We start from the raw sequence: 21,129 nt of genomic DNA, 5'->3' as shown, positions 1-21,129 counted from the left end.
CCCGCACAGGCCCTTGATCATGCGTGCACTCAATCCCAAGACCCTGCTTACCAGCCTCGCCCTCCTCGCCTGCGTCGGCGCCATCCTGCTGGCTCTGCGCTGGTACGAGTCGCGCTATGTGCGCCCCTTCAATAGCCAGGCGACGGTGTTCTCCGGCGAACAGCTGCGCCTGCCGGCCGAACTGGCCGGCCCGGGCCCCATCCGCCTGGTGCACTTCTGGGACCCGGCCTGCCCCTGCAACGCCGGCAACCAGCAGCACCTTGCCGAACTGATCCAGCGCTTCGCGTCCCAGGGCGTGACCTTCCACGCCTTGCAGAAACCGGGCAGCAAGGGTCAGCTGCCGCCAGGCCTGGAAGCCCTGCAGCCGCTGGCCACGATGCCCGGCTCCGAGCAGTTGCCGGCGGTGCCCGCGGTGGGCATCTGGGACCGCGACGGCCGCCTGGCCTACTTCGGCCCCTATAGCGAAGGGGCGGTGTGCAACTCGGCCAATAGCTTCATCGAGCCGATTCTCGAAGCCTTGATCGACAATCGTCCGGTCAGCGCCAGCAGCACCCTGGCGGCAGGCTGCTTCTGCGCCTGGCGCGAGCCGACCTAGCCGACTCCGAGACGCGCCCGCCAGGCCTCCGGCGGCATTCCGTACCAACGGCGAAAGGCCCGGTAGAAAGGCGACAGCTCGGAGAACCCGCAATCCCGAGCGACCTCGCGCATGGTTCGACCCTCCTGCAACAGTTCGATGGCGCGCGCCTGCTGCACCGACTCACGTATCCGCCGCAGGTTGCTGCCCTGGCCGGCCAGCGCCCGCTGCAAGCCGCCAGCGCTGAAGCCCAATTCCGCCGCGCAGGCTTCCAGCGAGCATTCCGCCTTGCCCAGGCGAACACCCAGCAGGTAGCGCAGACGGTTGAGCAGGTCGTTGCCCACCAGCGCGTCCAGCTGCGCCTCGGCGTGCTGCCAGAGCAGTTGGTGCATCTCCGGATTGGCAGTGCGCGACGGGCGCTTCAGCAGGGCCGCCGGGAACAGCAGGGCGTCATGCTCACGGCCGAATACCGGCAGCAGGCCGAACAGCCGCTGGTGCTCGCTCACCCGCGCCGGGCGGGCATGGCGGAACTGCACGCCATCCAGGCGGAAATCGCCATCGGTGATAAATCCCAGCAGCTTGGTGAAGAGCAGCGCCAGGCATTCCATCTGCTGGCGCAGGGAAGAGAAGCCCAAATAGTTGAGGTCAATGACCAGGCGCGCCACCGCGCCCTCCACATGCAGCTGGGCGACGAAACCGCCGGACAGGATGTGTTGGAAACGCACGAAGCTGGCCAACGCCTCGCCGAGGTCACGGCTGGCCAGCAGCAGATAGCCCACCACATCGAGCAGGCGCGGCTTCATGACCTCGCCCAGGTGCAGGCCGACGTCGGGGTCGCCGACCAACGAGTCGGCGGCCAGCCAGAACTGCGGCGCATCGTCATGGCGCAGGCGGCCGTCCACCGGCGGCGGTCCCGGGCGACGGTGCTGGTTCACGCCGAGGTAGATTCGGCCCGGGTCCAGGCCGAGTTCCGCCAGCGCTTCGTAAAGCAGGCGGCGCAAGGTGGCGGAGTGGGTCAGCGGAACGAAGCTGTTGGTGTCTGGCTCGGTGGCGGACATGGCGATTCCTCGAAATTGACCGAAGACTTTCAGCTCGCGTGTATTTGGTCAATGCCTGCCACGCCTGCCTTGGGGAGAATGCCGCGACCAAAACAACAAGGAATTTCGTGCATGAAACGCACCCTGACTGTCCTGGCCGTGGTCATCGCAGCGGCCGCTGGCGGCGCCACCTGGTACAGCGAGAGCAAGAAGCCCGTGCGCGACGGCGAGCTTGCCATGGCCCACCTCCAGGCGCCGGTGACCGTACGCTACGACGAGCGCGGCGTACCCCATATCCAGGCCGCCAACGAAGCCGACATGTACCGCGCGCTGGGCTTCGTCCATGCCCAGGACCGCCTGTTCCAGATGGAAATGCTGCGCCGCCTCGCCCGTGGCGAACTGGCCGAAGTCCTCGGCGCTCGCCTGGTGGACACCGACCGCCTGTTCCGCACCCTGGGGATTCGCGCCCACGCCGACGAGTACGCCAGCAAGATGGACAAGGACAGCCCGGCCACCAAGGCCCTGCAGGCCTACCTCGACGGCATCAACCAGTACCAGGACAGCCGTCCGGCGCCGGTGGAATTCGACCTGCTGGGCATCGAGAAACGCCCCTTCACCATCGCGGACACCCTCTCAGTGGCCGGCTACATGGCCTACAGCTTCGCCGCCGCGTTCCGCACCGAGCCGGCGATCACCTACGTGCGTGACGAACTGGGCGCCGACTACCTCAAGGCCTTCGATCTCGACTGGCACCCCGAAGGGGTGATCGGCCAGCCGCTCGCCCAGGGCGACTGGCAGGACCTCAACCGCCTCGCCCAGCTCAGTCAGCAGGCGCTGGTCGAAGCCGGCCTGCCACAGTTCGAGGGCAGCAACGCCTGGGCGGTTGCCGGCAGCCACACCGCCAGCGGCAAACCGTTGCTGGCCGGCGACCCGCATATCCGTTTCGCCGTACCGGCGGTGTGGTATGAGGCGCAGCTGAGCTACCCGGGCTTCGAGCTCTATGGCCATCACCAGGCACTGAACCCGGTCGCCTCCCTCGGGCACAACCGCCAGTTCGCCTGGAGCCTGACCATGTTCCAGAACGACGATCTCGACCTGATCGCCGAGAAGAGCAACCCGGACAACCCGAACCAGGTCTGGTACCAGGGCCAGTGGGTGAATCTGGAAAGCCGCGAGGAAACCATCCAGGTCAAGGATGGCGAGCCGGTGAAACTGACGCTGCGCCGCTCGCCCCACGGCCCGATCATCAACGACGCGCTGGGCGCGGCGGCCGGCAAGACGCCGATCGCCATGTGGTGGGCCTTCCTGGAAACCGAGAACCCGATCCTCGACGCCTTCTACCAGCTCAACCGGGCCGACAGCCTGGACAAGGCCCGCGCCGCCTCCGAGAAAATCCACTCGCCTGGCCTGAACATCATCTGGGCCAACGCCAGCGGTGACATCGGCTGGTGGGCGGCAGCGAAATTGCCGCAGCGCCCGGAGGGCGTGAATCCCTACTTCATCCTCGACGGCAGCACCGGCGAAGCCGACAAGCCGGGTTACCTGCCCTTCAGCGCCAACCCCCACGAAGAAAACCCGGAGCGCGGCTTCATCGTTTCGGCGAACTACCAACCGCTGTCGCCGACTGGCGTGGCCATTCCGGGCTACTACAACCTGCCGGATCGCGGCGTGCGCCTGAACCAGCGCCTGGCCGAGCCGGGCGTGAAGTGGAATGTGCAGAACAGCCAGGCACTGCAACTGGATACCGCCACCGGCTATGGCCCGCGCCTGCTCGCACCGATCCTCGACGACCTGCGCGCTGCCGCCAGCGATGATGCCGAGCGCGCCCTGGTGGAGCAGCTCGCCAGCTGGCAAGGCGACCACCCGCTGGAGTCCACCGCCGCCACGCTGTTCAACCAGCTCACCTATGAACTGGCCAATGCGCTGATGCGCGACGAGCTGGGTGACTCCTTCTTCGACAGCCTGCTGCAGACGCGCATCCTCGACTCCGCCCTACCGCGCCTGGCCAGCGACCCGGCCTCGCCCTGGTGGGACAAGCGCGATACGCCGCAGAAGGAAAGCCGCACGGAGGTGGTCAAGACGGCCTGGCAGGCCAGCCTGGCGCACCTGAAGAAAACCCTGGGTGAGGACAGCTCGAAATGGCAATGGGGCAAGGGCCACACCCTGACCCACGCCCATCCGCTGGGCCAGCAGAAGCCGCTGAACCTGCTGTTCAACGTCGGCCCCTTCGCCGCTCCGGGTGGCCACGAGGTGCCCAACAACCTGTCCCACCGCGTCGGCCCGGCGCCCTGGGAAGTGTTCCACGGCCCCTCGACGCGCCGCCTGGTGGACATGGCCGACGCCGAACATGCCCTGGGCATCAACCCGGTGGGCCAGAGCGGCGTGCCCTTCGACCGTCACTACAAGGACCAGGCCGAGCCGTACATGCGCGGGGAGTACGTGCCGATGCACTACGCCGAGGATGAGGTGAAGGCGAATAGCCAGGAGACGCTGAAGTTGGTGCCAGCGAACTAACGGACCCACTCGGACACACTTGTAGGGGCGAATTCATTCGCCAAGGGCAGCAAAGCTGCCCCAGGGAGCTCGCAGGGCAGACCTTCGGTCTGCTTGGCGAATGAATTCGCCCCTACAGTGGAACCCTGTTGGATCAAACCCTCCCCAATGCCTGCCCCAGGTCCGCGCGCAGGTCGTCCACGTCTTCCACCCCCACCGACAACCGCACCAGCGAATCGCCAATGCCCAGCTCCGCGCGAATCTCCGCCGGGATGCTGGCATGGGTCATGATCGCCGGGTGCTCGATCAGGCTCTCCACGCCACCCAGGCTTTCGGCCAGGGTGAAGATACGCACCGCTTCGAGGAAGCGCCGGGTGCCCGCCAGGTCGGCGCGCAGGTCGAGGGAGATCATGCCGCCGTAACCCTGCATCTGCCGCCGCGCCAGGGCGTGCTGGGGATGGGATTGCAGGCCGGGGTAGTAGACCCGCGCCACCTGCGGCTGCTGTTCCAGCCAGTAGGCCAGTTCCTGGGCGTTGTGGCAGTGGCGCTCCATGCGCAGGGCGAGCGTCTTCACCCCGCGCAGGGTGAGGAAGGCATCGAAGGGCCCGGCGATGGCACCCACGGCGTTCTGCAGGAAACCCAGGCGCTCGCGCAACGGGTCGCAGCGGCTGTCGCTGGAAACGATGGCGATGCCGCCGATCACATCGGAGTGGCCATTGAGGTACTTGGTGGTGGAATGCACCACCAGGTCGAAGCCGAGTTCCAGGGGCCGCTGTACCCAGGGACTGGCGAAGGTGTTGTCGGCCACCAGGATGATGTCCCGGCCCTGGCACAGCTCCGCGATGGCTTCGAGGTCGGCCAGGCGCAATAGCGGATTGCTCGGGGTTTCCACCCAGAGCATGCGGGTGTCGTCCTGGATCGCGGCGCGAATTGCGCCGATATCACTGAAGTCGACGAAGCTGAAGCGATGCCCGGCGCTGACCCGGCGTACCCGCTCGAACAGGCGGAAGGTGCCGCCGTAGAGATCGTTACTGGCGACGATGTGCGACCCGCTGTCGAGCAGCTCCAGCACCGTGGAGATCGCCGCTAGGCCCGAGGCGAAGGCAAAGGCCTGGGCACCGCCCTCGAGGTCCGCGACGCAGCGCTCCAGCGCCCAGCGGGTGGGGTTGTGGGAGCGGCCGTAGTCCAGCCCCTTGTGCACGCCAGGGCTTTCCTGGGCATAAGTGGAGTTGGCGTAGATCGGCGGCATGATGGCGCCGGTGGACGGGTCGGGCGCCTGGCCGGCGTGGATCACGCGGGTGGCGAAGGCGCGCGCTTCGGCGTCTTCCTGCTGGCTCATGCAAGGGTCCTCCGCAGGTGGTTGAGCAGATCAGAGCGGGTGATCAGGCCGTGGAAGCCGGACGCGTCGGCAATGATGGCGACCAGTCCACGGTCGAGTTCAGCCTGCAGCTCCGCCAGGCTGGCATCGGGCGCCAGCGTCTCCAGGCGGGCGGTCATGACGCTCGCCACCGGCTGGCGGAAGTGCGTGGCATCGGCATGAACGCCGAGCAGGATGTCGGACTCGTCCACTACGCCCGCCAGGTGTCCATCGCGCAGCACCGGCAGCTGCGAGACATCCGCCAGGCGCATGCGCTGGAAGGCGGTGAGCAGGGTGTCGTCGGGGCCGACGCTGATCACTCGGCCGTCTTCGTAGCGCCGCGCAATGATGTCCCGCAAGTCGCCGTAACGCTTGCGCGCCAGCAAGCCCTGGTCGGTCATCCACTGGTCGTTGTAGATCTTCGAGAGGTAGCGGGTGCCGGTGTCGCAAACGAAGCTGACCACCCGCTTGGGTACCTTCTGTTCGCGGCAATAGCGCAGCGCGGCGGCCAGCAACGTGCCGGTGGACGAGCCGCCGAGGATGCCTTCGTTGCGCAGCAGTTCGCGGGCGTGGCCGAAGCTTTCCTCATCGCTGATGGAGTAGGCCCGGCCCACGCTGGAGAGATCGGCAATCCCCGGGATGAAGTCTTCGCCTATGCCCTCCACCGCCCAGGAACCGGGCGTGCCGAGGGTGCCGCTGCGGGTGTATTCGGCAACGATGGACCCCACCGGATCGGCCAGGACCATTTCCAGGTCGGGCTGCACCCGGCGGAAGTAGCGGGTCAGGCCGGTCAGGGTGCCCGCCGAGCCGACACCGACGACGATGGCGTCCACATCCTGGCCGGTCTGCTGCCAGATTTCCGGGCCGGTGGTGCACTCGTGAGCAAGCGGGTTGGCCGGGTTGTTGAACTGGTCGGCGAAGAAGGCGTCGGGAATCTGCGCGGCGAGACGACCGGCCAGGTCCTGGTAGTACTCCGGATGGCCCTTGCCGACGTCCGAGCGGGTGATATGTACCTCAGCCCCCATGGCCTTCAGGTGCAGCACTTTTTCGGTGGACATCTTGTCCGGCACCACCAGCACCACCCGGTAGCCCTTGGCGCGCCCCACCAGCGCCAGGCCCAGGCCGGTATTGCCGGCGGTGGCCTCGACTATGGTGCCGCCGGGTTTGAGCCGGCCGTCACGCTCGGCGCTGTTGATCATGGCGATGCCGATGCGGTCCTTGATGGAGCCGCCGGGATTCTGGGATTCGAGCTTGAGGAAGAGCGTACAGGGGCCGGTATCGAAGCGGGTGACCCGCACCAGTGGTGTGTTGCCGATCAGGTCGAGAACTGCAGGACGAACGTCTTTGACACTGTTCATGGCGTCACCTCCTTGCGCGACCAGGCAGGGGGCGAAGCGGGCGCCCCACGCTGGAACATAGGCTGCAAGGCGAGGTGCCGCCATGGGTTCCGACGAAGGGGGGGGTAGAACAGGCGATGCAATGATGTAGGGGCGAATTCATTCGCCAAGGGGTGCGCAGCACCCCCGATCAGGCCTCGCAAGTCGGACCTGGCGGCCCGATTGGCGAATAAATTCGCCCCTACAAGAAAAAACGCAGGATCAGCGGGCGTTGAGCACCGAAACCTGGGTGTTCAGGGTCCAGAAGTCGTAGAGCACGCCGAGCAGGAAGAAGCCGCCAGTCAGCAGGTAGAGGATGCCGCTGATCCATTTGCCCTGGTACATGCGGTGCACGCCGAAGACGCCGAGGAAGGTCAGCAGGATCCAGGCGACGTTGTAGTCGTACTGGCCGGCGTTGAAGCGCAGGGCGGCCTCGCGGTCCATGGAGGGAATCAGGAACAGGTCGATGATCCAGCCGATGAAGAACAGGCCCAGGGTGAAGAACCAGATAGTTCCGGTCACAGGCTTGCCGTAGTAGAAACGATGGGAACCGAGGAATCCGAAGATCCAGAGCAGGTAGCCGATGGCCTTGCTGTGGGTGTCCTGACGGGTGTTCATGCTGCCTCCTGCAGGGGTGATGTATCCGGTCAAGAAGAAGCCCGCCTAGGGCGGGCTTCTTCAGGGGGTGCGAGCTTAACGGAAGCGGCGCCCCGGGTCTTCTTCGGTCACCTGCAGCGACAGGCCGTCGCTCATGTGTTGCAGGTGCTCGCCATCGGTCTCGGAGCCGAGCTTGATCATCAGGCGCAGGTCGTTCGCCGAGTCGGCGTAGAGCAGCGCATCTTCGTAAGTGATCTCGCCCTGGGAATAGAGGTTGTAGAGCGCCTGGTCGAAGGTCTGCATGCCGTGTTCGGTAGAGCGCTTCATCAGGCCCTTGAGCTCGTGGACCTCGCCCTTGCGGATAAGGTCGGCGGCCAGCGGCGTGTTCAGCAAGACTTCGATCACCGCGCGACGGCCCTTGCCGTCAGGGGTCGGCACCAGTTGCTGGGCGACGATGGCCTTGAGGTTCAGCGACAGGTCCATCCACACCTGCTGCTGCCGGTCGGCGGGGAAGAAGTTGATGATGCGGTCCAGCGCCTGGTTGGCGTTGTTGGCGTGCAGGGTAGCCAGGCACAGGTGGCCGGTTTCGGCGAAGGCGACGGCGTGGTCCATGGTTTCGCGGGTCCGCACCTCGCCGATCAGGATCACATCCGGCGCCTGGCGCAGGGTGTTCTTCAGGGCCACCTCGAAAGACTCGGTGTCGATGCCCACTTCACGCTGGGTGACGATGCAGCTCTGGTGCTGGTGGATGAACTCGATCGGGTCTTCGATGGAAATGATGTGGCCGCTGCTGTTCCTGTTGCGGTGGCCGATCATCGCCGCCAGCGAGGTGGACTTGCCGGTACCAGTGGCGCCCACGAAGAGCACCAGGCCGCGCTTGGTCAGCGACAGCTTCTTGAGGATTTCCGGCAGCTTCAACTCTTCGATGGTGGGGATGGTGGTCTCGATCCGGCGCAGCACCATGCCCACCAGGTTGCGCTGGTAGAAGGCACTGACCCGGAACCGGCCGATGCCCCGCGCGCTGATGGCGAAGTTGCACTCGTGGTTCTCGGCGAAGTCGCGGCGTTGCTGTTCGTTCATCACGCCCAGCACGGTTTCCCGCGTCATTTCCGGCGACATGGGGTTCTTGGTCACCGGCATGATCTTGCCATTGACCTTCATCGACGGCGGCACACCCGCCGTGACGAAGAGGTCGGAGCCACCTTTTTCCACCATCAGGCGCAACAGTTTCTCGAATTCCATGATGTTCTCGCTGGCCGCTCAGGCGAATCAGAAGTTTTCCGGGCTCTTGGCCTTTTCCCGGGCGCTCTCGCGGCTGACCAGGCCCTTGGAAACGAGCCCCTTGAGGCACATGTCGAGGGTCTGCATGCCGAGCGAGCCGCCGGTCTGGATGGCGGAATACATCTGCGCCACCTTGTCTTCGCGAATCAGGTTACGGATGGCCGGGGTACCGATCATGATCTCGTGGGCCGCCACCCGGCCGCCGCCGATCTTCTTCAGCAGGGTCTGGGAGATCACCGACTGCAGCGATTCGGAGAGCATGGAACGGACCATGGACTTTTCCTCGGCGGGGAACACGTCGACCACCCGGTCGATGGTCTTGGCCGCGGAGGTGGTGTGCAGAGTGCCGAATACGAGGTGGCCGGTTTCCGCGGCGGTGAGCGCCAGGCGGATGGTTTCCAGGTCACGCATCTCGCCCACCAGGATGATGTCCGGGTCTTCACGCAGGGCCGAGCGCAGGGCTTCGTTGAAGCCGAGCGTATCGCGGTGCACTTCCCGCTGGTTGATCAGGCACTTCTTCGACTCGTGGACGAATTCGATCGGGTCTTCCACGGTGAGGATGTGGTGGTACTTGGTGCTGTTCAAGTAGTCGAGCATCGCCGCCAGGGTGGTGGACTTGCCCGAACCGGTGGGACCGGTGACCAGCACCAGGCCACGAGGAACGTCGGAGATCTTCTTGAAGATCTCGCCCATTCCCAGGTCTTCCATGCTCAGGACCTTGGAGGGAATGGTCCGGAACACGGCGCCGGCACCGCGGTTCTGGTTGAAGGCGTTGACCCGGAAACGTGCGACGCCGGGGACCTCGAAGGAGAAGTCCGTCTCGAGGAACTCCTCGAAGTCCTTGCGCTGCTTGTCGTTCATGATGTCGTAGATCAGCGCGTGGACCTGCTTGTGGTCCAGGGCCGGCAAGTTGATCCGGCGCACGTCGCCATCGACGCGAATCATGGGTGGCAGGCCGGCCGAGAGATGCAGGTCCGAAGCGCCCTGCTTGGCGCTGAAGGCAAGCAGCTCAGTAATGTCCATGGGGCTCCCCAATTCGAAGCAAACGGTTTGCAGACCGCTGAATGATCACTGCGCCGGGCTCGCGGCTGTCGAAGCCGACCGACCTGGCCGTCGCTCGCTACATTTTTCAGCGGCAGTTAGAATGCCGCAGACCCCACTCAGGCCGGGCTGTAGAGCGCAGGTAATGTCCACGATAGCAGACAATATTGCAAAGGTTCGCGCGCGTATCCGTGAGGCGGCGCAAGCCTCCGGGCGAGAATTTTCCAGTATCGGCCTGCTGGCCGTGAGCAAGACCAAACCCGCAGTCGCGATCCGCGATGCGTTCGCGGCAGGAATCGTAGATTTCGGCGAAAACTACCTGCAGGAAGCCCTGACCAAGCAAACCGAGCTGACTGACCTCGCGCTGACCTGGCATTTCATCGGTCCGATCCAGTCGAACAAGACCAAATCCATTGCCGAACATTTCCACTGGGTGCACTCGGTGGACCGCCTGAAGATCGCAGAGCGCCTCTCCGCCCAGCGCCCCGTCGGGATGCCGCCGCTGAACATCTGCCTGCAGGTGAACGTCAGCGGCGAGGCCAGCAAGTCCGGCTGCACGCCCGAAGAGCTGCCGGCCCTGGCCGCCGCTGTGAGCGCACTGCCGAACCTGCGCCTGCGCGGCCTGATGGCCATCCCGGAACCGACTGATGATCTGGCGGAGCAGCATGCCGCCTTCGCCCGCCTGCGCCAGTTGCAGGCAGCACTGAACCCCTCCCTGGACACCCTGTCCATGGGCATGAGCCATGACCTCGAAGCGGCCATCGCCGAAGGCGCCACCTGGGTGCGGATCGGCACCGCGCTGTTTGGCGCGCGCGATTACGGCCAGCCCTCGCATTCATAAGGAAGCATTGATGAGCACTCCCCGCATTGCATTCATCGGCGCCGGCAACATGGCCGCCAGCCTGATCGGCGGCCTGCGCGCCCAGGGCGTCGCCGCCGACCATATCCGTGCCAGCGACCCCGGCGCGGAGCAGCGCGCCAAAGTCGCCGCCGAGCACGGTATAGAAGTGGTGGAAAGCAACGCCGACGCCGTTAAAGGTGCGGACGTGGTGGTTCTGGCGACCAAGCCGCAAGTCATGAAAACCGTTTGCCAGGCCCTTGCCCCCAGCCTCGAGGACGGCCAGTTGGTGGTCTCCATTGCTGCCGGCATCACCTGTGCCAGCCTGTCCACCTGGCTCGGCGCGCGCCCGATTGTGCGCTGCATGCCCAACACCCCGGCATTGCTGCGCCAGGGCGTCAGCGGCCTGTACGCCAACGCCGAAGTCAGCGCAGCCCAGCGCGAGCAGGCCGAGCAGCTGCTGTCCGCCGTGGGCATCGCGCTCTGGCTGGAAGAAGAAAAGCTGATCGACGCCGTCACCGCCGTTTCCGGCAGCGGCCCGGCCTACTTCTTCCTGCTGATGGAGGCGATGACCGCCGCCGGCGAAAAACTCGGCCTGCCTCGTGCAACCGCCGAACAGCTGACGCTGCAAACCGCGCTGGGCGCTGCGCGCATGGCAGTTTCCAGCGACGTCGACGCCGCCGAGCTGCGCCGTCGCGTCACTTCGCCCAATGGCACCACCGAAGCGGCGATCAAGACTTTCCAGGCCGGCGGCTTCGAAGCCCTGGTGCAACAGGCCCTGAACGCCGCCGACCGGCGTTCGGCCGAGCTGGCAGAACAATTGGGCCAATAAGGAGCTTTCGATGACCGGACTCAACACCGCCGCCATCTACGTGATTCAGACCCTCGGCAGCCTCTACCTGCTGATCGTCCTGCTGCGTTTCATCCTGCAGCTGGTGCGCGCCGACTTCTACAACCCCCTGAGCCAGTTCGTGGTGCGCGCCACCAAGCCGCTGCTCAACCCGCTGCGCAAGATCATCCCCGGATTCGGCGGGCTGGACCTCGCCTCCCTGGTACTCGCCATCCTGGTCCAGCTGCTGCTGATGGTCATCACCCTGACGCTGATGGGCTACGGTGTCGGCGGCTACCTGCTGCAACTGCTGATCTGGTCGATCATCGGCGTCACCTCGCTGTTCCTGAAGGTGTTCTTCTTCGCCCTGATCATCAGCGTGATCCTCTCCTGGGTCGCACCGGGCAGCTACAACCCCGGCGCGCAGTTGGTGAACCAGATCTGCGAACCGCTGCTGATGCCATTCCGCAAGCTGCTACCGAACCTCGGCGGCCTGGATATCTCGCCGATCTTCGCCTTCATTGCACTGAAACTGCTGGACATGCTGGTGATTGGCAATCTGGCCGCCATGACTGGCATGCCGCAGATCCTCAGCCCGTTCCTGTGACCTGGTACCGCTGGGCAGGCGAGGATTTGATCCTCGACTGCCATCTGCAGCCCAAGGCGAGCCGTGATGAGTTCGCCGGGCTGCATGGCGAGCGCCTGAAGATCCGCCTTACCGCTCCGCCGGTGGAAGGCCGGGCCAATGCCCACCTGATGGCCTTCCTGGCGGAGGCCTTCGGGGTCGCCAAGAGCCAGGTGAGCCTGGAAAGCGGTGAACTGAATCGCCAGAAGCGGGTGCGCATCCAGCGTCCGCGAACCCTCCCTGACCTGCCCGGATTGACCGCTCGGCAACCCTGACCGACCTTAAGGCGGGCATCGCCTGCCCGGCAATTGACGGCCATTCCCCAAGGCGCATAATGCCGATCAATGACAGGCTGGCACTGTGCCTTTACCTCGCCCCGGAGCCGATCTCCGACGGGCGTGGTGTGACCACCCGCGTCGCAACAACCCGATCCGAGTTTCATCCATTCCCGTAACGCAGGAAGCGTGTCCGCGAGGAGAGCCTGAATGAGCATGGAGCGTCTCAGTCAGCAAGTCGACGCCTATGTCGCCTGGAAGCGTGAGCTATTGCGGGAGATCACCCGCTATAGAAGCTGGCTGGAACACAACCGGCTGAACTCCGACGCGCTCTCCGCCAAGCTGGAACGTGCCCAGCGCATGCTCCGCACCGATCACATCACCCTGGCCTTCGTCGGCGAGTTCTCCCGCGGCAAGACCGAGCTGATCAACTGCCTGTTCTTCTCCGAGTTCGGCCAGCGCATGCTGCCGTCCCAGGCCGGGCGCACCACCATGTGCCCCACCGAGCTGTTCTTTGACCCGCGCTCCGAACGCTCCTACATCCGCCTGCTGCCGATCGAGTCGCGCATGGCCGAGGCCAGCGTCTCCCAGTTCAAGCGCGCGCCCCGGCACTGGGTAAACATCCCGCTGGACCCGAGCGACCCGGACAACATGATCCAGGCCTTCACCCAGGTGGCGCGGACCAAGCCGATGCCAGTGGAACAGGCCATCCAGCTCGGCTTCCACCCGGACATGCTCGACCCCACCGGCCGCCCCGGCGAAGTGCTGGTGCCAGCCTGGCGCCACGCCATGGTCAACTTCGATCATCCGCTGCTGCGCCAGGGCCTGCGCATCCTCGACACCCCCGGCCTGAACGCCCTCGGTAGCGAACCGGAACTGACCCTGTCGATGCTGCCCGCCGCCCAGGCCATCGTCTTCCTGCTCTCGGCGGATACCGGCGTCACCGCCAGCGACATGGACGTCTGGCAGCAGCACATCCGCCAACTGGACGAAGACACCCAGTCCCACCTGTTCGCCGTGCTGAACAAGATCGACGTGCTCTGGGACGACCTCGCCGGCGAGAGCTTCGTGCAGAACGCCATCCGCCGCATCCAGGAAACCACCGCCCGCCAGCTCGGCATCCGCAGCGATGAAGTGCTGCCGCTGTCGGCCAAGCAGGCGTTGCTGGCCAAGGTGCGCAACGATGGGGAGCTGCTCCAGCGCAGCCAGATCGGCGCCCTGGAAGAGTTGCTCTGCGACCGGATCGTCACGCAGAAGGAGCGCCTGATCGAAGATCACGTGGCGCACCAGATGATGACCCTGCTGCAGAACAGCCTGCACGTGCTCAACCTGCGCCTGGAAAAAGTGCGCGAGCAGCAATCGATGCTCGACAGCCACCAGCAGGACAACGGTCAGATGCTCTTCGAGCTGACCGCGCGCACCAAGCAGGATCACGCCCAGCACCACCGTCGCCTGCTCGGCCTGAAGACCAACCAGCGCCTGCTCAAGCGCCAGGGCGACGCCCTGCGCAACGCCGCCCGCACGGAGCGCCTGGAAGAACACCTGGCGCGGCTGCGCCGCGAGCTCACCGGCAGCTGGACCACCGTCGGCATCAACCAGAGCATCCTGCACTTCTTCCGCTCCGTCGCGCTTGATCTGCACAACCTCGAACACGAGGCCGAAATGGCCAACAAGATGGTTGCGGCCATCTACCGCCGGCATAACGAAGAGAACCCGCTGAACGGGGTCGACGCCCCGCAGTTCAACGTGCAGCGCTATCTTCGCGAGCTCGGCCAGCTGCGCTCCAAGGCCGACCAGTTCCGCCTGCATCCCAAGACCCTGCTGACCGAGCAACGCCAACTCGGCAAGCGCTTCTTCGACACCCTGGTGCAGGAAGTCATCGGCATGCACCAGCGCCTGCGCCTGGAAGTCGCGCAATGGGCCGGGGATGCACTGATGCCGCTGATGCAACACACCCTGGAGCACAAGCAGCTCCTGGAAACCCACATGCTGCGCCTGAAGGCCCTGGCCCAGGAAACCCAGCTCACCCGCCAGCGCGGCCAGCAACTGGAGCGCTACACCGAGGAATTGGAGCAGCAGATCAGCGAAGCCAACGAAATGCTCCGGACCTTCCGCCTGCCCTCGCCGATGCAACGCATGGGCAAGGTGGTCAACCTGCCGGTGGGCACCCGCAAACAGCAGGGTGGCGAATCCGCCTGAACGCCCGCCGCGCCTGATTATTCAACGCTTTAGCCGCCGCCCCCTGCGCTTGCCGCAGGGGGCGGCGCTCTTTAGACTGGCGCCCTTCCCAGATTGAGAGCAGGGTCGCGATGCCCACCGCCATTCCCGCAGATTCCGTCGGCCTGGTCAGCCCCCAGGTGCAGCGCTTCAGCGAACCGCTGGCACTGGCCTGCGGCCGCAGCCTCGCCGACTATGAACTGGTCTATGAAACCTACGGCGAGCTGAATGCCGACCACAGCAACGCAGTGCTGATCTGCCATGCGCTCTCCGGCCACCACCACGCTGCCGGCTACCACAGCATGGAAGAGCGCAAACCGGGCTGGTGGGACAGCTGCATCGGCCCGGGCAAGCCCATCGACACCCTGAAATTCTTCGTCGTCAGCCTGAACAACCTCGGTGGCTGCAACGGCTCGACCGGTCCCTCCAGCATCAACCCGGCCACCGGCACCGCCTTCGGTGCCGACTTCCCGGTGATGACGGTGGAAGACTGGGTACACAGCCAGGCGCGCCTCGCCGATGCCCTGGGCATTCAGCAATGGGCCGCCGTCGTAGGCGGCAGCCTGGGCGGCATGCAGGCCCTGCAATGGACCATCACCTACCCGGACCGCGTGCGCCACTGCCTGGCCATCGCTTCGGCGCCCAAGCTTTCCGCGCAGAACATCGCCTTCAACGAGGTGGCGCGCCAGGCCATCCTTACGGACCCGGACTTCCATGGCGGGCACTTCAAGGACCAGGGCGTGATCCCCAAGCGCGGCCTGATGCTGGCGCGCATGGTCGGCCACATCACCTACCTGTCGGACGACGCCATGGGTGAGAAATTTGGCCGAGGCCTGAAGAGCGAAAAGCTCAATTACGACTTCCACAGCGTGGAATTCCAGGTGGAAAGCTACCTGCGCTATCAGGGCGAAGAGTTCTCCGGGCGCTTCGACGCCAACACCTACCTGCTGATGACCAAGGCGCTGGATTACTTCGACCCGGCCGCCGCGCATGACGGCGACCTGGCACGCACGCTGGCCGGCGCCAAGGCGGATTTCTGCGTGATGTCCTTCACCACCGACTGGCGCTTCTCCCCGGCCCGCTCGCGGGAAATCGTCGACGCCCTCATGGCGGCGCGGAAGAACGTCAACTACCTGGAAATCGATGCCCCCCAGGGCCACGATGCCTTCCTCATGCCGATTCCGCGCTACCTCCAGGCCTTCAGCAGCTACATGAACAGGATTGCGGTGTAACCCATGCGTGCCGACCTAGAAATCATCCAGGACTGGATTCCCGCCGGCAGCCGGGTACTCGACCTCGGCTGCGGCCGTGGCGAGTTGCTGGCCTGGCTGCGCGACAACAAGCAGGTCAGTGGCTATGGCCTGGAGATCGATCCGGAAAACATCGCCCACTGCATCGACCGGGGCGTGAACGTGATCGAGCAGGACCTGGACAAGGGCCTGGGCAACTTCGCCAGCAACAGCTTCGACGTTGTGGTGATGACCCAAGCGCTGCAGGCCGTGCACTACCCCGACCGCATCCTCCAGGAAATGCTGCGGGTCGGCCGCGAATGCATCATCACCTTCCCCAACTTCGGCCACTGGCGCTGCCGCTGGTACCTGGCGCGCTACGGCCGCATGCCGGTGTCGGAGTTCCTGCCCTACACCTGGTACAACACGCCGAACATCCACTTCTGCACCTTCAAGGACTTCGAGGCGCTGTGCCGCGAAATGCAGGTGAAAGTGCTCGACCGGCTCGCCGTGGACAACGAGCACCGGCACAACCTGCCCAGCCGCGTTTGGCCTAATCTGTTGGGTGAGATCGGTATCTATCGCGTCAGCGGTCCGAGCCTGACGGATCACCGCGTCGCGGTCTGAATCAAAGGAGGCAAAACCATGCGTCGTCTAGCCCTGTTCCTTTTCGCCCTTTGCCTGGCGCTGCCGGCAGCCGCTGAGCGCAAGCAGACGTTCGGCGACCTGGACGTGCACTACAACGCGTTCAACTCCAGTTTCCTGCAGCCGGACATCGCCGCCGCCGTGGGCCTGACCCGCAGCAAGACCCAGGGCGTGGTCAACGTGGCCGTGCTCAAGGCCGGCAAGGCCAGCACCGCGCAGGTCAGTGGCCAGGTGAAGAACTTGCTGGGCCAGGTTACGCCGCTGCAGTTCAAGCAGATCAGCGAGGGCGAGGCCATCTACTACCTCGCGCAGTTCCCCTTCAACGAGCGTGAAATGCTCAATTTCACCCTCAACGTCCAACGTGGAGACGAAGCCGCCCACAGCTTCAGCTTCGACCAGGAATTCTTCCCCGACGAATGATGCCTTTCAACGAACTGGTGCTGGCCAGCCACAATGCCGGCAAACTCAAGGAACTCCAGGCCATGCTCGGCGACAGCGTGAAAGTGCGCTCCATCGCCGAGTTCAGCGACGTCGAGCCCGAAGAAACCGGCTTGTCCTTCGTTGAGAATGCCATCCTCAAGGCGCGCAACGCGGCAAGGGTGTCCGGCCTGCCGGCACTGGCCGACGACTCCGGGCTGGCGGTGGATTTCCTCGGCGGCGCACCGGGTATCTATTCGGCACGCTACGCGGACGGCAAGGGTGATGCGGCGAACAACGCCAAGCTGCTCGACGCCCTGCGCGATGTCCCCGAGGCCGAGCGCGGCGCGCAGTTCATCTGCAGCCTGGCCCTGATGCGCCATGCCGATGACCCGCTGCCGATCCTCTGTGAAGGCATCTGGCGTGGCAGCATCCTGTTCGAAGCCCGTGGCGAGCACGGTTTCGGCTACGACCCACTGTTCTGGGTTCCCGAATGCGACTGTTCCAGCGCCGAACTGTCCCCCATCGACAAGAACCAGCTCAGCCACCGCGCCCGCGCCATGGCCCTGCTCAAGCAGCGGCTGGGGATATGAAAAGCACGGCGTCGCACCCGGAAACCGGAAACCAGGCCATCGGTTTCCAGCTCCCGCCCCTGGCACTCTATGTCCATATTCCCTGGTGCGTGCGCAAGTGCCCCTACTGCGACTTCAACTCCCATGCCGCCGGCTCCGAGCTGCCTGAAGAGGCCTATATCGATGCCCTGCTGGCGGACCTGGACCAGGACCTCGGCCATGTCCACGGTCGTTCGCTGACGTCGATCTTCTTCGGTGGTGGCACACCCAGCCTGTTCAGCGCCAATGCCATTGGCCGGTTGCTGGATGGCGTGGAACAGCGAGTGCCCTTCGCCCGCGATATCGAGATCACCCTCGAAGCCAACCCCGGCACTTTCGAGCAGGCCAAATTCGCCGCCTACCGACAGCTCGGCATCAACCGCCTCTCCATCGGCGTGCAGAGCTTCCAGGAAGCCAAGCTCAAGGCCCTGGGGCGCATCCACAACGGCGACGAAGCCGTGCGCGCTGCCGACATGGCGCGCAAGGCCGGGTTCGACAATTTCAACCTGGACCTGATGCACGGCCTGCCCGACCAGTCCATGGAAGATGCCCTCGAAGACCTGCGCACGGCCATCGCCCAGGGACCTACGCATCTCTCCTGGTACCAGCTGACCATGGAGCCGAACACCGTGTTCTGGAACCAGCCGCCGGAGCTGCCCGAGGACGACATCCTCTGGGACATCCAGGAGGCCGGCCAGGCACTGCTGGCCGAACAGGGTTATGCGCAATACGAGGTGTCCGCCTATGCCCGCGACAGCCATCGCGCACGGCACAACCTCAACTACTGGAGCTTCGGCGACTTCCTTGGCATCGGCGCCGGCGCCCACGCCAAGATGAGCAGCCCGGAAGGCCGCATCATCCGCAGCTGGAAAACCCGCCTGCCGAAGGACTATCTGGATTCCGCCAAGCGCTTCCAGGCCGGCGAACGCCACCTCGACCACGACGAGCTGCCCTTCGAATTCCTCATGAACGTGCTGCGCCTCACAGACGGCGTGCCCGCGGATCTGTTCACTCAGCGCACCGGCTTGCCGCTGGCCAGCCTGGCGGCAGCGCGCAGCGAAGCCGAGGCCCGAGGCCTGCTGCTGAAGGACCCGCAACGCCTGGTTGCCACCCGTGAAGGCCAGCTGTTCCTCAACGACCTGCTGCAGCATTTCCTGCCTTGACGGGCGCACCACGGATTTGGAATCGTCTGCCCCCGAACTATTTCGCCAAGGACCCTCTGGATGGAAGTCGTACTGGATCTGATCGCCACTCTTTCGCGCTGGAGCCGCGGCCACTTGCACGATATCGCCCTGGCCATCATGGCCACCGTCCTGGTGCTGTTCGGGCCCGCTCTGAACGCCTGGGTACAACAGCGCATCGGTAGCCTCAACTTCCTCTTCCGGACCCTGCTCTTCGTGCTGCTCTGCGCGGTGGGCTACGGCCTGGCGATGATCTACCTGACGCCCTGGCTGGCCCAAGGGCTGGGCTACTTCAACAACTACACCCTGGCACCCGTCCTGCTACTAGTCTTCTTCGTGATCGGTGTGATCGCCGATCGCAACTAGGATCGGCGGCTCCCGGCCGCCACCTCCGGGAGCACGCCAATGAAACCGATCAAGCACCTCTACCTGCACTTCCAGGACGGCCAGCGCCTGGCCCTGCGCTTTCCCCAGCAAACCGCTGACCCGGTCGAAGTGGCCAGGGGCTTGCGCCGCCAACTGGAGTCCCCTTTCCTCAGCATCGAGGTGGACGGCGACCTGCTGCTGATTCCACGGGAAAGCATCAAGTACATGCAGATCAGCCCCGCCCCCCCGGCCCTGCCGGATTCGACGCTGACTGGGGCCGAGCTGATCAATTAGCGGCGCCTTCCAGATGGGTGGAGCACGCTTCGCCGCTCGGGGTCTGGAAAGACTCCGCTGGTGGATGTGAAAGGCGACATCCACCCTACATCGAGTCCGTGCCTCGCTCTGTAGGGGCGAATTCATTCGCCAAGGGTCGCGCAGCGGCCCCGTAGGGTGGAAATCGCTCTTCATTTCCACCATCGGCGTTCGGCTGGGCCCCACCAGTGGATGAAAAAAGCGACATCCACCCCACGAACTGCCCCCTGTGGGAGCGAGTTCATTCGCGATTGAAATCGCGCAAAAAGGGCTGCGGCGCCTGGAAGACGCCCATTAAAAAGCCGCCCCTAGGGGCGGCTGGGATGGCCAGGCAGGCCGGAATCAGTTGCCTTCGCGCCGTAGCGCCTGGGGAGTGAAATCCCTCGGGCTGAGCGGGGCGTTGAAATCATACATGGGTTCGTTGTTGTCGAGACCGTCGACAAAGTAACGATCGCCCACGAAATCGTAGATGGTTTCCAGCGTACTGCCGAACATCGGTGCATCGTAGTAGCTGATCGGATGGCTTTCCTGCATGCCGCTCAGGTGTCCGTCCTTGTCATAAAGATCAACGGCCAGAATCTGCCAGCTGTCCTCGTCCAGGTAGAAACGACGCTTGGCGTAGGGATGGGTGAAGCCCTTGCGCAAGGTCGCTTCCACCACCCAGACACGATGCTGCTCGTAACGCAGCAGGTCAGGGTTCACATAGCTGGACTTGAGGATCTGCTCGTAGGGGATGCCCTTCTGGTGCACGGCGTAGCTGTTGTAGGGCACCAGCATTTCCTGCTTGCCGAGCAACTGCCATTCGTAGCGATCCGGCGCGCCGTTGTAGGAGTCCACCACGTCGGCGGTGGCCAGGCCATTGGTGTCGGGCTGCAGGGTGTCGTATGCCAGCATTGGCAGACGACGGACACGCCGCTCGCCGCGATTGAAGCGCCAGGCCTTGCGGATCGACAGCACCTGGTCGAGGGTTTCCTGAACCACCAGCGCCGAACCGGACAGCTTGGCCGGAGCGACGACGCGGTACTTGTAGAAGAACAGCGTGTTCTCCAGGTTGCCCGGAGTCATGCCGTCGCGGCCATAGACGAAATAGATGTCCCGCTCCAGCTTCAGCAGGTTGTAGCTGCCATTGGCCAGGACCGCCGCCTGGTTGGTGGTGAAGTGAATCTGCTCGCCGCGATAACGCAGGATGTGGTTCCAGATGGCCTCAAGGCCACTCGCCGGAATCGGGAAGGGAATACCGGCCGCAGCGCCCTCGACGCCGTTGCCACCGGCGATCAGCGAACCGTTCACGGCATTCGAGCGGGTGGCGTCATAGATGCGCTGCGGCGCCGCGGCGCTGCGATGGGTCGGGAAGACCCGCAGCTTGTATTCGGGATGCTCCTGCAGCAGGGCCTTGTATCCCGGCGTCAGGATCTGCTCGTACTGGGCGAGGTTGCTGCCGTCGATGACGAAGCGCGGGGCCTCACCGGCATAGGGATCAGGGTGGTGCATGCCCGGCTGGTAGCCAGCCGGCGGGGTGGCCAGGCCACCGTCCCAGGCCGGGATGGTGCCGGCGGTATTGCCAGCTCGCTCACCGCCCAGGGGCGTGAGGTCCTGCCCAAGACGGGCGGCCTGGGTAGCGTCGACCTTGGCCTGGGCTTGCAGGGCGCAGCCGGCCAGGAGCAGATATCCGAAAGTTCTCAACAACACAGCCTTCTCCTCACGACGTAATGGGCATTACGCCGCTCTTATTCTTATGCCGCCCGCTCAATGGGCAGGCGTTGCTATCGTCGGATCAGGTGAGGTGCCGGGTTAGCCCGGTCTAGTCAGGTGTACCGGTGCGCCGCTG

At 64.9% G+C, this 21,129-nt stretch carries 21 protein-coding genes; 14 read left to right on the top strand and 7 right to left on the bottom strand.

The features are described 5' to 3' along the window. The first annotated feature begins 19 nt into the window (after positions 1–19). Positions 20–595 (top strand): DUF6436 domain-containing protein, encoded by a 576-nt coding sequence (locus tag MnOB_RS10475; protein WP_077524159.1) that lies wholly within the window; start codon positions 20–22, stop codon positions 593–595. On the opposite strand, the gene MnOB_RS10470 is transcribed toward MnOB_RS10475, so the two are convergent. Continuing rightward, the gene (locus tag MnOB_RS10470; protein ID WP_077524158.1) at positions 592–1,632 is read right to left on the bottom strand and encodes an AraC family transcriptional regulator; all 1,041 of its coding nucleotides are present in this window, start codon (positions 1,630–1,632) and stop codon (positions 592–594) included. The genes MnOB_RS10475 and MnOB_RS10470 overlap by 4 nt on opposite strands. 111 nt (positions 1,633–1,743) lie before the next feature. On the opposite strand from MnOB_RS10470, the gene MnOB_RS10465 reads away from it, so the two are divergent. Continuing rightward, a complete protein-coding gene (locus tag MnOB_RS10465) occupies positions 1,744–4,125 on the top strand; it encodes a penicillin acylase family protein (RefSeq protein WP_077524157.1) in 2,382 nt (793 codons plus the stop codon). A gap of 133 nt (positions 4,126–4,258) precedes the next feature. On the opposite strand, the gene MnOB_RS10460 is transcribed toward MnOB_RS10465, so the two are convergent. The 5 genes from MnOB_RS10460 to pilT form a co-directional block, all read right to left on the bottom strand. Beyond that, on the bottom strand, positions 4,259–5,443 hold the full coding sequence (locus tag MnOB_RS10460; protein WP_077524156.1) for a trans-sulfuration enzyme family protein: 1,185 nt from the start codon (positions 5,441–5,443) through the stop codon (positions 4,259–4,261). Then, complete coding sequence (locus tag MnOB_RS10455) at positions 5,440–6,819, bottom strand: pyridoxal-phosphate dependent enzyme (protein ID WP_077524155.1); 1,380 nt, start codon at positions 6,817–6,819, stop codon at positions 5,440–5,442. Before MnOB_RS10455 ends, MnOB_RS10460 begins: the two co-directional genes overlap by 4 nt. Positions 6,820–7,059: 240 nt before the next feature. Next, the gene (locus MnOB_RS10450; protein WP_077524154.1) at positions 7,060–7,455 is read right to left on the bottom strand and encodes an NINE protein; all 396 of its coding nucleotides are present in this window, start codon (positions 7,453–7,455) and stop codon (positions 7,060–7,062) included. A gap of 75 nt (positions 7,456–7,530) precedes the next feature. Continuing rightward, positions 7,531–8,676, bottom strand: a complete 1,146-nt coding sequence (locus tag MnOB_RS10445; RefSeq protein ID WP_077524153.1) for a PilT/PilU family type 4a pilus ATPase — start codon at positions 8,674–8,676, stop codon at positions 7,531–7,533. A 27-nt stretch (positions 8,677–8,703) separates the two neighbouring features. Continuing rightward, the gene (gene pilT, locus MnOB_RS10440) at positions 8,704–9,738 is read right to left on the bottom strand and encodes a type IV pilus twitching motility protein PilT (RefSeq protein ID WP_077524152.1); all 1,035 of its coding nucleotides are present in this window, start codon (positions 9,736–9,738) and stop codon (positions 8,704–8,706) included. A 163-nt stretch (positions 9,739–9,901) separates the two neighbouring features. Between pilT and MnOB_RS10435 the strand changes: the two genes are divergently transcribed. The 12 genes from MnOB_RS10435 (at position 9,902) to MnOB_RS10380 (ending at position 19,283) form a co-directional block, all read left to right on the top strand. Next, positions 9,902–10,597 carry a YggS family pyridoxal phosphate-dependent enzyme gene (locus MnOB_RS10435; protein WP_077524151.1) on the top strand — a complete coding sequence of 232 codons (696 nt, stop codon included), beginning with the start codon at positions 9,902–9,904 and terminating at the stop codon, positions 10,595–10,597. A gap of 10 nt (positions 10,598–10,607) precedes the next feature. Beyond that, positions 10,608–11,426: a pyrroline-5-carboxylate reductase gene (proC, locus tag MnOB_RS10430; protein WP_077524150.1), complete on the top strand. Its 819-nt coding sequence runs from the start codon at positions 10,608–10,610 to the stop codon at positions 11,424–11,426. A 10-nt stretch (positions 11,427–11,436) separates the two neighbouring features. Then, positions 11,437–12,030, top strand: a complete 594-nt coding sequence (locus MnOB_RS10425) for a YggT family protein (RefSeq protein WP_077524149.1) — start codon at positions 11,437–11,439, stop codon at positions 12,028–12,030. Beyond that, positions 12,027–12,323 carry a DUF167 domain-containing protein gene (locus tag MnOB_RS10420; RefSeq protein ID WP_077524148.1) on the top strand — a complete coding sequence of 99 codons (297 nt, stop codon included), beginning with the start codon at positions 12,027–12,029 and terminating at the stop codon, positions 12,321–12,323. Before MnOB_RS10425 ends, MnOB_RS10420 begins: the two co-directional genes overlap by 4 nt. A gap of 210 nt (positions 12,324–12,533) precedes the next feature. Further along, positions 12,534–14,522, top strand: a complete 1,989-nt coding sequence (locus MnOB_RS10415; RefSeq protein WP_077524147.1) for a dynamin-like GTPase family protein — start codon at positions 12,534–12,536, stop codon at positions 14,520–14,522. 110 nt (positions 14,523–14,632) lie between these two features. Beyond that, entirely contained in the window at positions 14,633–15,772 is a 1,140-nt protein-coding gene (gene metX / locus MnOB_RS10410) for a homoserine O-succinyltransferase MetX (protein WP_077524146.1), read from the top strand. Positions 15,773–15,775: 3 nt separating this feature from the next. Then, positions 15,776–16,396 carry a methionine biosynthesis protein MetW gene (gene metW, locus MnOB_RS10405; RefSeq protein ID WP_077524145.1) on the top strand — a complete coding sequence of 207 codons (621 nt, stop codon included), beginning with the start codon at positions 15,776–15,778 and terminating at the stop codon, positions 16,394–16,396. Positions 16,397–16,414: 18 nt separating this feature from the next. Then, complete coding sequence (locus MnOB_RS10400; protein WP_077524144.1) at positions 16,415–16,834, top strand: DUF4426 domain-containing protein; 420 nt, start codon at positions 16,415–16,417, stop codon at positions 16,832–16,834. After that, positions 16,831–17,424: an RdgB/HAM1 family non-canonical purine NTP pyrophosphatase gene (rdgB, locus tag MnOB_RS10395; protein WP_077524143.1), complete on the top strand. Its 594-nt coding sequence runs from the start codon at positions 16,831–16,833 to the stop codon at positions 17,422–17,424. Before MnOB_RS10400 ends, rdgB begins: the two co-directional genes overlap by 4 nt. After that, positions 17,421–18,605, top strand: coding sequence for a radical SAM family heme chaperone HemW (gene hemW, locus MnOB_RS10390; RefSeq protein WP_077524142.1), 1,185 nt, complete (start codon positions 17,421–17,423; stop codon positions 18,603–18,605). The genes rdgB and hemW overlap by 4 nt, the downstream gene beginning before the upstream one ends. Before the next feature lie 60 nt (positions 18,606–18,665). Continuing rightward, the gene (locus MnOB_RS10385; RefSeq protein ID WP_077524141.1) at positions 18,666–18,989 is read left to right on the top strand and encodes a DUF3392 domain-containing protein; all 324 of its coding nucleotides are present in this window, start codon (positions 18,666–18,668) and stop codon (positions 18,987–18,989) included. 39 nt (positions 18,990–19,028) lie between these two features. Further along, a complete protein-coding gene (locus tag MnOB_RS10380) occupies positions 19,029–19,283 on the top strand; it encodes a hypothetical protein (protein ID WP_077524140.1) in 255 nt (84 codons plus the stop codon). Between the two features lie 360 nt (positions 19,284–19,643). Here MnOB_RS10380 and MnOB_RS10375 read toward each other — a convergent pair whose 3' ends face one another. Continuing rightward, positions 19,644–20,987 (bottom strand): DUF1329 domain-containing protein, encoded by a 1,344-nt coding sequence (locus tag MnOB_RS10375; protein ID WP_077524240.1) that lies wholly within the window; start codon positions 20,985–20,987, stop codon positions 19,644–19,646. Positions 20,988–21,129 lie beyond the last annotated feature (142 nt).

The sequence above is a fragment of the Metapseudomonas resinovorans genome, assembly GCF_002003485.1.
Classification (GTDB): domain Bacteria; phylum Pseudomonadota; class Gammaproteobacteria; order Pseudomonadales; family Pseudomonadaceae; genus Metapseudomonas; species Metapseudomonas resinovorans_D.
The sequence above is the reverse complement of the archived record's forward strand: the minus strand, read 5'-3'. Positions and strand labels throughout refer to the sequence as shown.

Excerpts from the sequence above, each read along its gene's own strand:
- MnOB_RS10475 (WP_077524159.1), top strand. The coding sequence starts at position 20 with ATGCGTGCACTCAATCCCAAGACCCTGCTTACCAGCCTCGCCCTCCTC.
- MnOB_RS10470 (WP_077524158.1), bottom strand. The coding sequence starts at position 1,632 with ATGTCCGCCACCGAGCCAGACACCAACAGCTTCGTTCCGCTGACCCAC.
- MnOB_RS10465 (WP_077524157.1), top strand. The coding sequence starts at position 1,744 with ATGAAACGCACCCTGACTGTCCTGGCCGTGGTCATCGCAGCGGCCGCT.
- MnOB_RS10460 (WP_077524156.1), bottom strand. The coding sequence starts at position 5,443 with ATGAGCCAGCAGGAAGACGCCGAAGCGCGCGCCTTCGCCACCCGCGTG.
- MnOB_RS10455 (WP_077524155.1), bottom strand. The coding sequence starts at position 6,819 with ATGAACAGTGTCAAAGACGTTCGTCCTGCAGTTCTCGACCTGATCGGC.
- MnOB_RS10450 (WP_077524154.1), bottom strand. The coding sequence starts at position 7,455 with ATGAACACCCGTCAGGACACCCACAGCAAGGCCATCGGCTACCTGCTC.
- MnOB_RS10445 (WP_077524153.1), bottom strand. The coding sequence starts at position 8,676 with ATGGAATTCGAGAAACTGTTGCGCCTGATGGTGGAAAAAGGTGGCTCC.
- pilT (WP_077524152.1), bottom strand. The coding sequence starts at position 9,738 with ATGGACATTACTGAGCTGCTTGCCTTCAGCGCCAAGCAGGGCGCTTCG.
- MnOB_RS10435 (WP_077524151.1), top strand. The coding sequence starts at position 9,902 with ATGTCCACGATAGCAGACAATATTGCAAAGGTTCGCGCGCGTATCCGT.
- proC (WP_077524150.1), top strand. The coding sequence starts at position 10,608 with ATGAGCACTCCCCGCATTGCATTCATCGGCGCCGGCAACATGGCCGCC.
- MnOB_RS10425 (WP_077524149.1), top strand. The coding sequence starts at position 11,437 with ATGACCGGACTCAACACCGCCGCCATCTACGTGATTCAGACCCTCGGC.
- MnOB_RS10415 (WP_077524147.1), top strand. The coding sequence starts at position 12,534 with ATGAGCATGGAGCGTCTCAGTCAGCAAGTCGACGCCTATGTCGCCTGG.
- metX (WP_077524146.1), top strand. The coding sequence starts at position 14,633 with ATGCCCACCGCCATTCCCGCAGATTCCGTCGGCCTGGTCAGCCCCCAG.
- metW (WP_077524145.1), top strand. The coding sequence starts at position 15,776 with ATGCGTGCCGACCTAGAAATCATCCAGGACTGGATTCCCGCCGGCAGC.
- MnOB_RS10400 (WP_077524144.1), top strand. The coding sequence starts at position 16,415 with ATGCGTCGTCTAGCCCTGTTCCTTTTCGCCCTTTGCCTGGCGCTGCCG.
- rdgB (WP_077524143.1), top strand. The coding sequence starts at position 16,831 with ATGATGCCTTTCAACGAACTGGTGCTGGCCAGCCACAATGCCGGCAAA.
- hemW (WP_077524142.1), top strand. The coding sequence starts at position 17,421 with ATGAAAAGCACGGCGTCGCACCCGGAAACCGGAAACCAGGCCATCGGT.
- MnOB_RS10385 (WP_077524141.1), top strand. The coding sequence starts at position 18,666 with ATGGAAGTCGTACTGGATCTGATCGCCACTCTTTCGCGCTGGAGCCGC.
- MnOB_RS10380 (WP_077524140.1), top strand. The coding sequence starts at position 19,029 with ATGAAACCGATCAAGCACCTCTACCTGCACTTCCAGGACGGCCAGCGC.